This window comes from Hymenobacter mucosus, assembly GCF_900188255.1.
GTDB classification, from domain to species: Bacteria; Bacteroidota; Bacteroidia; order Cytophagales; family Hymenobacteraceae; genus Hymenobacter; species Hymenobacter mucosus.
Genome location: NZ_FZNS01000002.1, coordinates 179,644 through 196,052 on the forward strand (window position 1 = coordinate 179,644; position 16,409 = coordinate 196,052).

Below are 16,409 nucleotides of genomic sequence, written 5' to 3' on the forward strand. Positions count from 1 at the left end.
AAAACCCGGCCCCGCATGGCCGGGTTTTGTATTTCCAACCATGCCTAGTATGTCGTCAGCCTCACAACCAACCCACACAAACCGTCTTAGTCAAGAGACTAGCCCCTATTTGCTTCAGCATGCTCACAACCCAGTTGACTGGTACCCTTGGGGTGAGGAAGCATTGCAGCTAGCTAAGGTTGAGCAGAAACCTATTTTGGTGAGTATAGGCTACGCCGCGTGCCATTGGTGCCATGTTATGGAACGAGAATCGTTCGAGAACCCGCACATTGCGCAGGTGATGAACAAGTACTTTGTATGCATCAAAGTAGACCGCGAGGAGCGGCCCGATGTGGACCAGGTGTATATGGATGCTATCCAGGCAATGGGTGTGCAGGGTGGTTGGCCGTTGAATGTATTCCTAAACCCTGAGGCCAAGCCTTTCTATGGTGGCACTTATTTTCCGCCCAAAAACTGGGAACAGTTACTTACTAGTATTGGGCAAGGGTATGCGGGACAATACCGGCAGGAGCTAGACGCCTCAGCACAACAGTTTACACAGGTATTGCAAACAAGTGAGTTGGAGAAATACCGTATTCCTGCTACTACGGAAGGCGTATCAGACGAACAGTTCAAGCTACTGGTCTATAACGTAGTAGCAAAGTTTGACCGGGAGTTGGGCGGAATTGACCGCACGCCCAAATTTCCAATGCCTGCTATCTGGCAGTTCTTGCTACGTACGCATGCGCTAAGCGGCAGTGCTCCCATTCTTCGTCAGCTAGAGCTTACGTTACGCGAAATGGCCTGGGGAGGACTTTACGATCAGGTAGGGGGAGGCTTTGCCCGCTATTCTGTGGATGCGGAATGGCTGGTGCCTCACTTTGAGAAAATGCTGTACGACAACGGCCAGCTTATCAGCCTATACGCGCAGGCATACCAGGCTGCTCCCAACGACTTATACCGACAAGTAGTGTATGACACTATTGGTTTTGTCCAGCGGGAGCTAACCAGCCCGGAAGGCGGCTTCTATTCCGCTCTAGATGCCGATAGTGAGGGGGAAGAAGGGAAGTTTTACGTCTGGACCCGGGAGGAGCTTCAGCAGGCCCTCGGCGACGAAGAAGCTTTGGCTTCGGATTACTACAACTGTACAGGCCTTGGCAATTGGGAGCATGGCCTCAATATCCTACACCGGGCGGAAACCGATGCTGAGTTTGCTCGCCGCCATCTACTCACGCCTGACGTAGTAGCAGAACTCGTGCAAGGGTGGCAGCGGAAGCTTCTAGCAGCCCGGGAGCAGCGTCCTCATCCGGGACTTGATGATAAGGTACTAACTGCCTGGAATGCTCTGATGCTACAAGGCCTGACGGATGCCTATCGTGCTTTTGCTGATCCGGATTTCTTGGCGTTGGCCGAACGCAACGCCGTATTTCTTCGGGATAATCTCACGTGCAAGCGCCATTTCATGGGTGTAGCCCAGGTAGGGCTATTTCGCAGCTTTAAGCACGGCCGCGCCAGCATCGACGGGTTTCTAGAAGATTATGCCCTCGTCATTCAGGCTCTCATCAGCCTGTACGAAGTAACATTTGTAGCCGAGTGGCTAAACCTGGCAAAGGAGCTTACCGAAACTACCCTTACGCACTTCTTCGACCCGACCGAGAACCTGTTCTTCTTCACGGATGCCGACACGGCTGACAACGGCCGTGGAAGCCAGCTTATAGCGCGTAAGAAAGAGCTATTCGATAATGTAATACCGGCCTCCAACTCTGTGATGGCCCACAACCTACATCGGCTGGGTCTGCACTTAGAGAACAGTCAGTACACTGAGTTGGCGGCTACCATGCTACGGCAAGTGCAAGAACTGGTAGTGCAAGAACCTCAGAACATGGCAAACTGGGCGTCTCTGTACGCTAACCTATTACGCCCTACCGCTGAAATTGCGGTGGTTGGCTCCCAAGTAGAGGAGTTTCGTCGGGATATTAGTCATCATTATCTCCCAAATGTGGTTCTAGCGGGTACTGCAAGCGTCAGCAGCTTGCCGCTACTAGCTGGAAGGGAAGCGCGTGCAGGTGCTACCACCATTTATGTCTGCTTCAACCGAACGTGCCACCAGCCAGTACATTCTGTGGCCGAAGCACTAGCCCAACTATAACACGTACGCTACCAGTCAGTACCACTTCAGATTCCTGACGTAGGGCACTACCCGGCGCTGCATCCTGTTATCTTTACTGTCCGCCTTCAGTTTTATTTCCTTTTGAGCCTCACGTTTGACTTTGTACAGCCACAGCCTGAATCGGCTGGTAGTGCCGCCGACCGCGTTACGCTATTTGCGGACGTGATTCTGCCGCTACCCCTTCCTCGGCTGTACACGTACCGCGTCCCCTTTGAACTAAACGACCAAGTTGTAATTGGGGGGCGTGTAATTGTGCAGTTTGGGGCGAAGAAGACCCTTAGCTGCATTGTGGCGGCCGTCCACGAAACGCCGCCTACTAACTACCAAGCGAAATACATCCTTGAGTTTATCGACGACGCGCCTGTAGTAACTCAGCCCCAGCTCAAGCTTTTCCGCTGGATGGCCGATTACTACCTCTGCACTCTGGGCGAAGTCATTAACGCGGCGTTGCCTTCGGCCTTGAAGCTTAGCTCTGAGAGCCGCGTGCAACTGCACCCTGCCTTCGAGCCTGATACCAACCCCTACCCTCTCAGCGAGCAGGAACAAAAGATTGTAGAAGCCTTGAGTACTGGGGAGGAAGGAAAGTCCATGACCTTTACGGAGGTAGGCGACCTGCTCAGCATTACGTCTTTCCACAAGTACATTAAGTCCTTGATGCAAAAGGACGTGGTATTCTTGTTCGAGCATTTGCAGGATAAGTACACCCCCAAAGTCGTCAAGAAGGTACGCTTGGCTCACCGCTTTGTAGCTGAGGCTGCCCTCGAACAGCTATTTGCACAGCTGGCCTCGAAGTCAAAGCAGTTGGATGTGCTGATGCGCTACCTTCAGCGCGTACCCGTGTACCAAAACGAGCACAGCAACCACAAAGGCATGGAAAAGGCTGCGCTTACCAGTGCGCCTCACCTTTCGCCATCGGCGGTGAATACGCTCATCAAAAACGGCATCTTGGAGCAGTTTGACGTGATTGTCTCCCGCTTTCCGATGGAGGATGACGCCCAGGCCAACCTGCACTTCACGCTCAGTGAGGCCCAGCAAACGGCGCAGGACGACATCATGCAGCAGTTTCAAACCAAGGATATTGTGCTCCTGCACGGCGTAACGGGCGCGGGCAAAACAGAAATCTACATCAACCTTATCCAGCAAGCATTGGAAGGTGGTGGGCAGGTGCTTTACCTACTTCCCGAAATTGCTCTTACTGCTCAAATCGTTACTCGCCTAATGCGGGTATTTGGTACGCGCCTAGGCGTATACCACTCGAAGTTCTCCGACAACGAGCGGGTAGAAGTCTGGAACGGCGTGTTATCCGGCCGGTTTCAGGTAGTAATTGGGGTACGCTCCTCCGTGTTCTTACCCTTCGAAAACCTGTCCCTAGTAATCGTGGATGAGGAACACGAATCGAGCTACAAGCAGTATGACCCCACGCCGCGCTACAATGCCCGTGAGGTAGCCCTCATGATGGCGAACTTTCAGGGCGCTAAGACCTTACTTGGCTCTGCTACCCCCTCGGTGGAGACATTTTACCAAACCCGCACGGGTCGTTACGGGCTGGTTTCGCTTACTAAGAGGTTCGGTGAGGCTGGCTTGCCGGAAGTAGAGCTGGTAGACACCCGCAAAAGCCGGGAGCAGAAAACCATGCTCAACCATTTCACACCGGAGCTGATGCAGGAAATGGAAACCAAGCTCAGTCTCAAAGAGCAGATCATTCTGTTTCAGAACCGCCGGGGATATGCACCCTTCATCAATTGCCTTGACTGCGGCTGGATTCCGAAGTGTAAAAACTGCGCCGTAAGTCTCAGCTACCACAAGCAAGCCCACGAACTACGCTGCCACTACTGCGGCTACCACGACCGCATGCCCGTGGAATGCCCTGCGTGCGGTTCTCGCAATATCAAAACAGTGGGCTTCGGAACAGAAAAGCTGGAAGATGACCTGAAAGTGATGTTGCCGGCGGCTACTGTGCAGCGTATGGACTTGGATACCACCCGCGCGAAAAACGCCTACCAGCAAATCATTTCGGACTTCGAGAAGCAAACTACCAATGTACTTGTCGGCACCCAAATGGTAACAAAGGGCCTCGACTTTGCCAATGTAAGCTTGGTTGGTATCATCAATGCCGACTCAATCATTCACTACCCCGACTTTCGGGCTCACGAACGGGCTTTCCAGATGTTCGTGCAGGTAAGTGGACGGGCGGGCCGCAAGGGCAAGAAAGGCAAGGTTATCATTCAAACGGCGGACCCCCAGCAGGTGATTTTCGATAAGGTAATTCGTAATGATTACCTAGAATTCTATGAATATGAGATAGGGCAACGACGGGAGCATGGCTACCCACCCTTCATGCGTATTATTCGCCTCACGGTAAAGCACGTGGATCCCGTAGCAGCAGAACGAGCGGCTATTTTGCTTACCCAGGAACTGGTAGACCGCCTCGGACGTGAGGCGGTACTAGGGCCAGAGGCCCCCTATATTTTCCGCATTCGAAACTTCTACCTTCAGGAAATCACCATCAAGCTCAGCCGGGAACACACCGTACTGCGCGCGGCCAAGGCCGATATCCAAGATGCTATGAATATCGTCCGCGACCAGAAGGACTTTAAGCAGGTACGTATTGCGGCCGACGTGGACCCAATGTAGTAGGCAGGGTTCAGACGGGAGCTTTAGCATGTTACAAGGACGCTACTACAACAATTAACCCTAGCAGCCCAATAATAATAGCTGGCAGCCCAAAGAAGAACAATGAATAGACTGTTCCAAGAAGGGCACCGATTAGTAAGAGTATTGCGCTTAGGATTAAGAGAACAGAGCCCACCTTGCGTAAGTGCGGATTGCCTTTCACAGGAGGCGTAGCTGCTGGAACACCTGTGTTTGCATCAGGGACCTTGGTAGGCCGACGAGCTTCCCGTCGGGCCTGACGCCGCAGCCGCAAACGGCCATTTTTACCTTGATAAAGCAGCAGGGCTACTCCCACAGGAATCAGAGCTAACGCTCCCAGCCCTAAATGAATGCTACCCCAAGAAGCTTCACTCCATACGGCAGCTAATAAGGCTATCAACCCTGTGAAGGTGAGTAACCCACCAAGCATGTTTACTTTACTAGTGTGTGGATCTGGCCCCGTTGGTTGGGGAATTGTCCGACTTACTACCGTATCCGGTGAAACAAGTGGCGCCTTTGGGTGTGCTTCCGCCAGTGGTATTGCCCTAGTATAAGTAACGGGTAGTAGTTGACGCTGATACGCCGTTGTACTAGTATCACTGGAGGCATCGGCCATCAGTTCAGGTAATTCGGCTATAGAAGCAGCGGAGGCTGAAGACTTCAAAGACAGCGGGCGACCATATTCCTGAGCTGTTGGGAGAAAAGCAGAAACCCGAGTTGTCTGGCAGCCTCCCACTAAAATCAGGATTATTAACAATCCCCAAAGTTGAAATTTCATGATCTAGAATAAAGCTTAGTAAATAGGCAGAAGAATAGTTCAGCTTCAAAGCACGAGAATTTATAGATATAAATAAAGCCCTGACCGCCAGTTGGCAGTCAGGGCTTTAGTAAAGGCGGCTACAGGGTGTACTACACCTCGTCTAGTAGACCAAGGACGATAAATACGATACCGATAATGGCTACAATGGACCCAAGGATACCACTGACAAGACCTAGCAGCAGGCCAACAAGCAGCAGAATAATACCGAGCTTGATGTTGCGGCTAATGGCGTTGGTATCTTCTTTCGAAGCAACTTCCGACTTCTTATTTACTTGCGCTTTGGCAGCTAGTTTGTTTGCCTTTTGGGCTACCTTCTGTACCAGAGCCTTCTGAGCAAAGCTCATTTTAGGCGCTTCAGTGTTTTTTGCCGCTGCTTCTTTTACTGGTGCGCTTGCTACGACAGCACGCTCGGTTGCGGGAGCAGTCTGAGGCGCGGCGATGGGAGCTTGCGCCTCGGCCACTATAGCCTCAGGAGCGACAGAAGCCGTTTGGTCCGTGTTGGCAGCCACTGCCGGAGCCGGTTTCACAATAGTAGCGCGCTGGGTGCCATGGTACGCTGATGACGTCTTGGGCAACATGGCATACTCAGCTCGGTTGCAGCTAGTCAGGGCTACGGCTACGGCAGCTACGGCCGTCACTTTGCGCATGATTCCGGATAGGTGTTTCATGAAAAATGGGTTTTGTGAATGGTAAGCAAACGGCCCTTATACGGACCAAGGTAGAAGATGACAACAAGAAAAAAACAATTAAATCTTTGCTTCAGCTTACTGTAGCAAGGTATTCGTCGGTTACGTAGGCAGTTACATTGCGGTTTCTTTCCGCTGTTTTTTGCCAACCCGAACGCTTCTAGGCGGGCAGATGTTAATGCAACGCCCTTTATTTGCACTCGTGCGTATGCCCTCTTCCTCCCTGATGTTATTGCGGACGTGCGGCGCTGGTCTGCTATTGCTGTCCATCGCTTGCGCCCAATCCCTTACTGAGAGTACCACGGCCCAATTTGCCGATCAGGAGCAGCGTCCGGTGGCTCCTGATACTAGCGGCTACGAACGGCGTGGCCCCCAAGACCCCAACGGTATCAGTAAATACTACCTGGGGCGCCAAATAGCCCACGTTATGGGCCACGAAGGCGCATCTTGGCTAGAGCGTTCCGACCGCCGAGAAGAAGAAGGCACCGACGTACTGCTGCGAGAGCTTAAGTTGAAGCCCACGGACGTGGTAGCTGATATTGGTGCTGGCACGGGCTTTTTCACCTTTCGCATCAGCCCGCTTGTGCCCAAGGGGAAAGTGCTGGCCGTGGATATTCAGCCTGAAATGCTGGCTGCCTTGCGCGAAACAAAAACGCGCACGAAGGCAACGAACGTAGAACCCGTGCAGGGAACCACTCAGAACCCGAACCTACCTGCTAATAGTGTAGACCTGGTGCTCATTGTGGATGCTTACCACGAGTTTGACCACCCACGCGAAATGATGCGTTCTATTCGGCAGTCACTTACGCCCAATGGGCGGGTAGCCTTAGTGGAATACCGAGCCGAAGACCCCAATGTGCCAATCAAGCGCATCCATAAGATGTCGGTAGCCCAGGCTCGGCGCGAAATGGCGGCAGTAGGCTTAGAACTGGCAGATACGGTAGAAACCTTGCCTCAGCAGCACCTGATGTTTTTCCGGCGCGCCCGCTAGCAGTTTCTTGGCTCATAATAGCCCGATGCGCAACTACAGTAGACGAGCCTAGCCCCGCCTGCTTCTTAGGCTAGACTTGTGCTCCATTTAGAGGGCGGCCGTACCTTTGTGGTATGTCCGTACCAGCCATTCCCGATCCGCGCCAGCTTTCCATCCACGACTTCACGTACGAGCTGCCTGCGGAGCGTATTGCCCCAGAGCCCCTCCCCGACCGTGACCAGTCGCGTTTGCTTTACTACCAGGGCGGTACCATCCACGACCAGCAATTTCAGGACCTACCCTCCCTCCTGCCTCCCTCTACGCTACTTGTGTTCAACGATACCAAGGTGGTGCGGGCCCGCTTATTTGCCCAAAAGCCTACCGGCGGAATAGTAGAGCTTTTTTGCCTAGAGCCCGTAGCACCGCACCGGGCCATTGAGCCCGCCATGCAACAAACAGGCAGTTGCGTGTGGAAATGCTTAGTGGGTAATGGCAAGCGTTGGAAAAGCGGGCCCGTACAGCTAGAATTTGCAGTGCAAGGCCAGTCGGCTACCCTGACTGCTGAACGCGTCGAACACGGTGAAGGCTACGCGCTGATCCGGTTCAGTTGGGAGCCTGCTACCCTACCTTTTGCGGAAGTGCTGCGAGCGGCGGGTCATTTACCTCTACCTCCCTACCTCAACCGTGCCGATACGGACGTAGACGCCGTACGATATCAGACTGTGTATGCTGCACACGAAGGAGCCGTAGCAGCGCCTACTGCCGGGCTGCACTTCTCAGAAGCAGTACTAGCCGAGTTGCGCGCGCGCCACATAAGTAGTGCCCGCGTTACGCTGCACGTGGGCGCTGGCACCTTTCAGCCCGTGAAGGCGGCTCAAATGGCTGAGCATCCCATGCACGGGGAGCCCATCAGCGTGACAGCAGCCACACTACGTCAGCTGTTAGCTCATCTCCCTGCGCCTATCATTCCCGTAGGTACTACCAGCCTACGAACTTTGGAAAGCTTGTACTGGCTAGGGGCTTACTTGGCCCAGCATCCCAACACCCCAGTATGGCACGTACGCCAGTGGCAGCCCTACGAAGCCGCTACCGAAGTTTCTGCCGCCGAAGCACTAACTGCCTTACTGCATCATTTAGAGGCAAACGGGGTAGAAGAACTGCACGCTACCACGCAGCTACTTATTGCTCCGGGCTATCAGTTCCGGCTTGTGCGGGGGCTGGTTACAAACTTTCACCAGCCTGAAAGTACCTTGCTGCTTTTGGTAGCCGCCTTGGTGGGCCCCACTTGGCGACAGCTCTACGAGCACGCGTTAACCCACAACTACCGTTTTCTAAGTTACGGCGACAGTTCGTTGCTCCTACCCTAGTGGATTATGCAGGCCGGGCAATTCATATAAACTTCATGACATGAGGTAGTTCTTGGGTAAGTATATTTCACTAACCACCAAGTACGGTGGCTTCTCACAACTTATTTCGAGAGGCGCGTATAAGGGCTCAGACTCACTTCCCATTTGATTCTTTCCCATGAAAAAGATAGTAATGCTTGCCGCCGCCGTAATCTTCTCGACGGCCGCTTTCGCCCAGGGCGATAAAACCACCGTTCGTGACGATGCTACGGGTGCTAAAACCACAGTAGAAGAGCGCGACAACGGCACTGTAAAAGTAGAATCTCGTTCGGGCCGTACTAAGGCTGGCCAAAAGGCTTACAATACGAAAGAGGACGTAAAGCACGCTGGCAAAAAAACTGGCAGCGTGGTGAAGAAAGGCGCTCAGAAGACGGGAAAAGCCGTGAAGAAAGGTGCCAAAGCAGTGAAAAACAAAGCTGAGGACGTAGTAGACTAATCTACCCCTAGTAGTTACAAAAAAGCCCCGTTGCGGTATGCAACGGGGCTTTTTTTATGCACCTGTTATTGAGAAAATTACTGTCCTACAATAAACACTGCATTACCGAAAAGCAGTTTACCGCCTTGCCAAAAGGCCCGAAACAAGGGATTATCACCGAGGTATACTACTTGGCCACGGCCCATGTCCTGCGTACCGAGCACAAACGTATCGGTGAGGACGCGGCGAGCCTTACGGCCGGTGAACCCGGAGGCATAGCTGTCCTTCTTCAACACACCTACGTTCCACCCACCTTCGGGCATAAAGCGGTAGTTCAAGGGGTCACGAATAAGGGCGTAGTAGGTGCTGCCGTACCCGAATGCCAGAGGGTGCGTGTTATCTAGTTGCACGCGGTACACACTGCCTTGCACTTGCTCGCTCAACCGTTCGCGCTCCGAATCGGCGTAGCGGCGTAGGCTGGCGTAGGGAGACGCTTTTTTGGCGGCTGTGCTATCAGTTGGTTTCGTTTTTAGCAGGAAGTCTTTGCGCCCCGCCAAGAAGCGCGAGGCCCCTTCCAGAGCTATCAACCGCCCCCCGTTCCGCACCCAAGTCTTAATGCTTTCGAGCGTACGTTCCGGCAGAATATCCAGGTAGTTGCCGTCGGGCAGAATCAACACATCAAAGCGCCCCATAGGTACGCTGTTGAAATAATCCGTACCCAAGACCGTAATGGGGTACTGAAGCTGCTGCTCGAAGAAGTGCCATACCTCACCAAATGCGCTGGCATCGACGCCGGGGCCAGCCAACACGGCTACTGTGGGCTGCTTCAGGGGGCGCACGGAGCGCGAGCCTAGGTCGCCGCCGCTGGTAGAGAAGCCCGATTGCACCGCCTGCACCGCCACGCCAGCTGAGTCGGCTTGGGTGCGTACTAGTTGATCGAAGCGGGCACCAAGGCTTTCATTGCCTGTGCGAGTGATAATGAGAGTACCCCGCTGGTACTGCTTTCCCTCAGTTTCAAAGGGCTCATCAGCTACCCGTACTTTCACACCCATCTGCTGCAAACGACCCAGAAAACGAACATCAGGCAGGCTGTTCCAGCGGGCTAGGTAGGCATAGGGTTTGTTGGCTGTCGAGGCTGTGTTGCTGATAGCAGCTGGCTGGTTTTTGGCGTTTTTGGGGGCTACTCCTGCAGCAGGCAGTTGGTCCTTGAGAGCGTATCCTTTCAACCCAAAAGCATACGGCAACGACCACGCCGTGAGGTCATAGGTTAGAGAATCTTCGAGAGTAGCTTGTGGCTCGAACAGCACCTTGATCAGCGTCGATTTGGGCTGGTACATGCTAATCACCACGTCTTGCGGCTCCAGCTGCACGGTTTCAGTTTTGCCAGTGGCATAGTTGAAGCCTGTACGCTTGCTGCGCTTGGTAGCGTACCCGTACTTAATCTGCTGCCGGTCGAGGTATTCGGTAAGGGCCCGAATCTGGCCGGGGTCACTGTTCCCCGCCAGCACGAACGACTTATAGTCGCCTTTAGGCTTAGTACGGGCTGTGGTGTAGAAGTTCTGAAACTCGCGCACTAGTTCCTCGTGGCGGTCGGCGGCAGCTTGAATGGTAGCTAAGCTAGTAGCATGGTGATGAGCAATGCGCTGCGTCAGGGTCAGCGTATCGCCATCGGTTTTGATATACTGCACGCCAGCAGGACCACCACCGCCCTGCTCGTAAGTCATGCCAATGGCGCCGTTGAAAGAAGGCCACGTGTCGCCGTAGAAAGGAGCAAAGAGGTCGTAGGTTTCGCGGGTGAAATACAGCCAATTGTTTTTATCGAACACCTGCCGGTTATAGTCGCCGATAATGTTCTGAAACTTACGCTGCCAAGGAGTAAGGTCGGCGTGGAACGGGCGGGCTGCCGGTGAGAAGTAGTAAGGATTATTTGGCCCCATCTCGTGAAAATCGGCGTGCACCTGCGGAAGCCACTGGTTGTACACCGTAATGCGTTGACGGCTTTCCTGCTGGGTTTGCCACGCCCAGTCGCGGTTCAGGTCGAAATAGTAGTGGTTGTAGCGCCCACCGGGCCAGGGCTCCCGGTGTTCCCAGGCATACGGTGACGCATTGGCCTGCTGATTCCGGACGCGGTTGTACCACTGCGCATACCGGTCGCGGCCATCAGGATTTACGCAAGGGTCCACAATGATGACCAAGTTCCGCAGCCACTGCTGCATCTGTTCATTCTGGGGGTTTGCCAGGTCGTAGAGTACCTGCATCACCGCTTCCGATGACACGGCTTCATTGCCGTGCACATTGTAGCTGAGCCATACCACTGCCGGCTTGGGACCCTGGGCGTTACCTTGCTCTAGCCCAGCCAGGCGCAGGTTGTCGCGGCGCAGATCATCCAAACGGGCCATGTTTTCAGCAGAAGCTACGAATACCAGCTCTAGCGGCCGATTTTCATAGGTTTGGCCGTAGCGCTGCAGCTTCATCCGGCCGGGGCCATGCTGTACTACGTGGTCTACGTAGCGCAGTAGTTCGGCATGGGGAGTGAAGCGGGCGCCTAACTCATAGCCGAGAAACTGTGCGGGTGTGAGAAGCGGCCCATCGGCAGAGGACTGGGCAAAGAGGGACGGCGCCCAAAGCAGCAGCAAGAGCAGCCAGCTGGCGCGGAAACGAGAAACTAACACGGGCAAGAGTACAGGTTTGACAGAGAAATCCTGCGGAAAGGTGAATGTCAAAGAAAGCAGAAAACCTTGATTTTACAGCACTATATTGCCTTTTTGCAGCAATTGAGCTACTCGTCATCAATCGTGGCCTAGCCCGCAGGAGCTTGTTTAGCAGCATCCTTTATCTTGCTAATAAGCGCTGTAGTTGCGCGCCCCCTTTTCTATTCGCGTACCTTCTATCCTCCTTCCAATGTCGCACTCTTACTATCGTACCGCTCTAGTGGTAGGCCTGGGCCTCGCCTTGGCAGCTTCGGCACGGGCACAAAGCCCCGTTTCATATCCTCTGCCTTCTGAGGCAGATAAAGCACAACTCAGCCAGCTACTAGCCGACACGCTATACATTCAGCAGCACTATACCAAAACGGAATATCAGATTCCGATGCGCGATGGAGTGAAGCTATATACGGTAGTGTATGCGCCTAACGACGCCAACAAGGTACGGTATCCCATCATGCTCAACCGCACGCCCTATGCCGTAGGGCCGTACGGCACCGGCAAGTACAAGAAGGCCTTAGGGCCCAGCAGTACCATGCTGCACGAGGGCTACATCTTCGCGTACCAGGACGTACGCGGCCGCTACATGTCGGAGGGGCAGTTTGTGGATGTGCGCCCGGAAAAGGATACCCACAAGGGCAAGCAGGACATCGACGAGGGAACCGATACGTACGATACCATTGAATGGCTTCTCAAGCATGGCCCGAAGAATAATGGGCGGGTAGGCCAGTGGGGCATTTCCTACCCCGGTTACTACACGGCCACGGGCCTTCTGAGTCGCCACCCAGCGCTGAAAGCTGCCTCGCCCCAAGCCCCAATTGCCGACTGGTTCTGGGATGATTTTCACCACAATGGGGCCTTTTTTCTACCCCACGCTTTCAATTTCCTGGCCTCCTTCGGGCTAGCTCGCCCCCAGCCCACGCCAACCGGCAACCCCGGCTTCAAGCACGGCACGCCCGATGGCTATGATTTCTTTCTGCAAATGGGGCCGCTAAAAAATGCCGACGCCAAGTACTACCAGGGCAAAGTGGCCTTCTGGAATGAAATGGCCCAGCACCCAAACTACGACGAGTTTTGGCAAGCGCGCAACCTACGCCCCCACCTCAAGAATCTTAACAGAGGCACGGCCGTCTTAACGGTGGGTGGCTTTAATGACGCCGAGGATCTGTTTGGCGCCCTGAAGACATATGAGGCCATTGAGAAGCAAAACCCAGGCATGCGCAATGGCCTAGTCATGGGTCCTTGGGTGCACGGCGGCTGGGCCCGCGGTACGGGAGAGTTAGTGGGCAATGCGGCCTACGGTGAATCCCCTTCTTTGTACTACCAGAAGGAAATTGAGGCCCCTTTCTTTAAGTCCTATCTTAAGGATGGCAAGCCCGCCTCTACTCCCGAGGCTACTATCTTTGAGGGCGGCACCAACCGCTGGCGCACATTTGCTGCCTGGCCGCCCACGGCTGCCGAAACCCGGACTCTGTATTTCCAGCCTCAAGGTCGTATTGGATTTGAGCAGCCAGCTGCAGGCGCCGAATTTGATCAGTACGTCAGTGACCCGGCCCACCCCGTTCCTTTTTCAGAAGCCACTACTGTAGGAATGACCCGGGAATATATGACCGACGACCAGCGCTTTGCCGCCCGCCGCCCCGATGTGCTCACCTACCAAACCGATGTACTCACAGAAGATCTAACCTTAGCAGGTCCAATTGAGGCCCTGCTCCAAGTAGCTACCACTGGTACTGATGCAGATTGGGTAGTAAAAGTTATTGATGTGTACCCCAATGACACGCCTGATAATGCTCGGTTAAACCCAATGGTGCACCTGGGCGGCTACCAGCAAATGGTGCGCTCAGAAGTAATGCGCGGCCGCTTTCGCAACAGCTTTTCAAAGCCCGAGGCGTTTGTGCCGGGCCAGGTAACCGCAGTTCCGTTCACTGTTCAGGACCTGTGCCACACCTTCCGCAAGGGGCACCGCTTGATGGTGCAGGTGCAAAGCACCTGGTTTCCATTAGTAGACCGCAACCCCCAAACCTTTGTACCCAATATCTTCGAGGCTGACGAGAAGGATTTTCAGTTAGCTACTCACCGGTTATATCACTCACCTCAGCACGCTTCTCAACTAGTAGTGAAAGTGCTGAAATAGTTGCAGTTCCACGCTACCTACTGTTTACAATCATAAAAGGCCCGTCTGCTGTAGCTGAATGGGTCTTTTATGATTGTAAACCTGCTTTCGTAAGCTAACCTTCTACTTTCTCCTGAGCCTTTTTGTGCTCTTTGTTCACCTCGTGTAGTGCACTTTCCAGCACGCCACGGCCGAACAAGCAGATGCCTGCGTTAAAGACACCTAGGGCCAAAGTACCCGCGCCAACCCATTGCGCAGTTGGCACTTTTTTCTGCTGCAAGCTAGTGGCCCATTGTACTAGGCAGGTGCCAAACCCAATGGTCATCAGCCCAGCCGGGGCGAAGAGCAACGACTTCTTTTTGTGTGTCATAGTGAAAGAAACAAAGAGTGAAATAAGCACAGCGGTAAGCACAGCCGGTGCATAGACCGTACAAACACGCATCCTTTCAATCGTACCTTTGCGTGCCGGGGTTACAGTTGCTCCCACATTTACCAGCCGTTTTGCGCGGCGTTGTCTTTGCCTATGCTTGTTCCTCCCTACCAGCGTCTCTTAGAGGCTGCCTTTACGAAGCCGGCCGATGCTACTCAGTATTTGCATGCCACCACTATCTCAGCCTACCGCACCTTCGAGCAAGCCGACACTGCTGAGCTGCCCTTCCGCTTCGAGCGGGTGCGGCTGGGAGTAGCCTTGGCGTTAATGAAACTTCTGGCTGACCTTGGCGATAGTGAGGAAGCCCGCCGGGTGCTAGATGTATTACACCGGGCACTACGGGCGCGCTCTGTTACTGAAATTGACACCACCATCAATAAAGATGCAAAGGTTTTTGAGCAGCTCTACACGAACCTCTACGTGAACGAAGACGGTGAGCAGCTGCTAGGATTGTTTGAGCGTGCTCTCGACGCAGACACCCAACCCCTCATGGACGCTGTTATCCGAGAAGCCCTAATCCTAGCGCCCAAGCTTGATTTCAGCCACCACGACGAGGACGACGAGGAGTAGTATTACCAACTCGATAGAACAAGAGAGGCCGCTCCATTAGTGTGGAGCGGCCTCTCTTGTTACTAGAAGACAGGAGTTAGTAGCCTTCGTTCTGCACTAGGTTAGGGTTGGCGTTGATTTCTCGCAATGGAATAGGGAAGATCAGACGAGGTGAGTTGTATGGAAGCACAACAGGAGTAGAGCTTAAGTCAACCGTTGATTCTTGATTGCGCTTTAGGTCACCCAAACGGAAACCTTCTAACGCCAATTCTAATCTACGTTCCTTCAGTATATCTTCTATAGAAAGGGTTGTGAGAGGATTCAGACCTGCACGGCTGCGAATGATATTGATATCATCTAGAGGACGAGCACCTGTGGTTGTACCCGCACGAAAGTTACTTTCTGCTCGATTCAGATACATTTCTGCTAAGCGAAACAGCTTGATATTGCCGTACAGCACATCATACTTGCCAGAATAAGTTGGGTCTCCTCCAGTCGGGTCGATAAGAAATAAATCAAGTCGTTCGTCGCCAGGCTCAAAAAGATTGATTAACTGCTCATTGATGTTCACGTCGCCACGACGATTAACGGAGTAGAAAGTATTCAGCTCGTTAACTCCACTTTGCGAGGAAACCTGAACAGCGAAGATGTCTTCTGTAGAATTAGCTAATAAGTCGTTAGGAGAGCTAAACTCATCGGCATATTCTGGCACTAGGGTATAACGACCTGAACTAATAACGCGAGTAGCGGCGGCAGCTGACTCAGCAAACCGGCCTTGCTGTAAATACACTCGTGACAACAGTGCGGCTACGGCGTATCGATTGGCGAAAAAGCCATTGTTGTTGGTGGGGTTAGCCGTAATTAGCCGCGCCTCCGCAGTAGTTAGATCGGTGAGCACCTGTTCGTACACTTGCGCTACGGTATTACGGCTCACTTGGCTCTCGGCCGTAATAACTGTAGTAGGCGTGAGTACTAGTGGTACGCCAGGGTTGGTAGTAGGATTACCATCGTTCCAAGCGCGAGCATACAAGCGCACTAGATCAAAGTAAAGTAAGGAGCGGATAAATTTTGCTTCTCCCTCTACCCGAGCCTGTTTAGCAGGGGTGTCCAACTTATCCAAGTTGGACAATACCGTATTTGTACGGTTGATAACATTATAGGCATTTACCCAAATAGCTTCTACAAAGCCATTGTCTCGCAGAATTTGCTTGCGCACTATTTGGTTGGGTGGAATAAAGGTTCCAACGAAGGAAATGTCACCGTTGTCAGCGAGGAGGTCTGACATTAGCTGAATGTAGCCGCCGTATGCCTCTGCGTTTTGGATACCAGCATAACACCCAATAAGGGCAGCCTCTACGTCGGCAGAAGTGGTAAGGGCAGTACTGGCATCAATGGAATCCGTAGGTTCCACATCAAGCTTGCTGTTGCAAGCAGTAAATGTTCCTGTGAGTAGGCAGGCCGTTATTAGGCCAAACAGTATTTTTTTCATGGTAGAATGCTAGCTAGGAAAA

12 protein-coding genes are annotated in these 16,409 nt (G+C 53.3%); 7 read left to right on the forward strand and 5 right to left on the reverse strand.

Annotated features, from left to right (window positions below):
• Positions 1-49 precede the first annotated feature (49 nt).
• A complete protein-coding gene (locus CHB83_RS04730; RefSeq protein ID WP_089331847.1) occupies positions 50-2,128 on the forward strand; it encodes a thioredoxin domain-containing protein in 2,079 nt (692 codons plus the stop codon).
• Between the two features lie 102 nt (positions 2,129-2,230).
• Entirely contained in the window at positions 2,231-4,783 is a 2,553-nt protein-coding gene (gene priA / locus CHB83_RS04735; protein ID WP_089331848.1) for a replication restart helicase PriA, read from the forward strand.
• A gap of 31 nt (positions 4,784-4,814) precedes the next feature.
• Here the strand turns inward: priA and CHB83_RS23485 are convergent, their stop codons facing one another.
• Entirely contained in the window at positions 4,815-5,579 is a 765-nt protein-coding gene (locus CHB83_RS23485; protein WP_143436994.1) for a hypothetical protein, read from the reverse strand.
• 131 nt (positions 5,580-5,710) lie between these two features.
• Positions 5,711-6,289: a hypothetical protein gene (locus tag CHB83_RS04740; protein WP_143436995.1), complete on the reverse strand. Its 579-nt coding sequence runs from the start codon at positions 6,287-6,289 to the stop codon at positions 5,711-5,713.
• Between the two features lie 226 nt (positions 6,290-6,515).
• Between CHB83_RS04740 and CHB83_RS04745 the strand changes: the two genes are divergently transcribed.
• The 3 genes from CHB83_RS04745 (at position 6,516) to CHB83_RS04755 (ending at position 9,119) form a co-directional block, all read left to right on the forward strand.
• Positions 6,516-7,298: a class I SAM-dependent methyltransferase gene (locus CHB83_RS04745; RefSeq protein ID WP_245855283.1), complete on the forward strand. Its 783-nt coding sequence runs from the start codon at positions 6,516-6,518 to the stop codon at positions 7,296-7,298.
• 113 nt (positions 7,299-7,411) lie between these two features.
• On the forward strand, positions 7,412-8,644 hold the full coding sequence (locus CHB83_RS04750) for an S-adenosylmethionine:tRNA ribosyltransferase-isomerase (protein ID WP_179225455.1): 1,233 nt from the start codon (positions 7,412-7,414) through the stop codon (positions 8,642-8,644).
• 157 nt (positions 8,645-8,801) lie between these two features.
• Positions 8,802-9,119 carry a hypothetical protein gene (locus CHB83_RS04755; RefSeq protein ID WP_045687827.1) on the forward strand — a complete coding sequence of 106 codons (318 nt, stop codon included), beginning with the start codon at positions 8,802-8,804 and terminating at the stop codon, positions 9,117-9,119.
• A 77-nt stretch (positions 9,120-9,196) separates the two neighbouring features.
• On the opposite strand, the gene CHB83_RS04760 is transcribed toward CHB83_RS04755, so the two are convergent.
• Complete coding sequence (locus CHB83_RS04760; RefSeq protein ID WP_089332133.1) at positions 9,197-11,770, reverse strand: M14 family metallopeptidase; 2,574 nt, start codon at positions 11,768-11,770, stop codon at positions 9,197-9,199.
• Positions 11,771-11,999: 229 nt separating this feature from the next.
• On the opposite strand from CHB83_RS04760, the gene CHB83_RS04765 reads away from it, so the two are divergent.
• Complete coding sequence (locus CHB83_RS04765) at positions 12,000-13,940, forward strand: CocE/NonD family hydrolase (protein WP_089331851.1); 1,941 nt, start codon at positions 12,000-12,002, stop codon at positions 13,938-13,940.
• 94 nt (positions 13,941-14,034) lie between these two features.
• Here CHB83_RS04765 and CHB83_RS04770 read toward each other — a convergent pair whose 3' ends face one another.
• On the reverse strand, positions 14,035-14,289 hold the full coding sequence (locus tag CHB83_RS04770; protein WP_089331852.1) for a hypothetical protein: 255 nt from the start codon (positions 14,287-14,289) through the stop codon (positions 14,035-14,037).
• A gap of 153 nt (positions 14,290-14,442) precedes the next feature.
• On the opposite strand from CHB83_RS04770, the gene CHB83_RS04775 reads away from it, so the two are divergent.
• Positions 14,443-14,919 carry a hypothetical protein gene (locus CHB83_RS04775; RefSeq protein WP_052695081.1) on the forward strand — a complete coding sequence of 159 codons (477 nt, stop codon included), beginning with the start codon at positions 14,443-14,445 and terminating at the stop codon, positions 14,917-14,919.
• Between the two features lie 76 nt (positions 14,920-14,995).
• Here the strand turns inward: CHB83_RS04775 and CHB83_RS04780 are convergent, their stop codons facing one another.
• Positions 14,996-16,387 carry a RagB/SusD family nutrient uptake outer membrane protein gene (locus CHB83_RS04780; protein WP_089331853.1) on the reverse strand — a complete coding sequence of 464 codons (1,392 nt, stop codon included), beginning with the start codon at positions 16,385-16,387 and terminating at the stop codon, positions 14,996-14,998.
• Positions 16,388-16,409 lie beyond the last annotated feature (22 nt).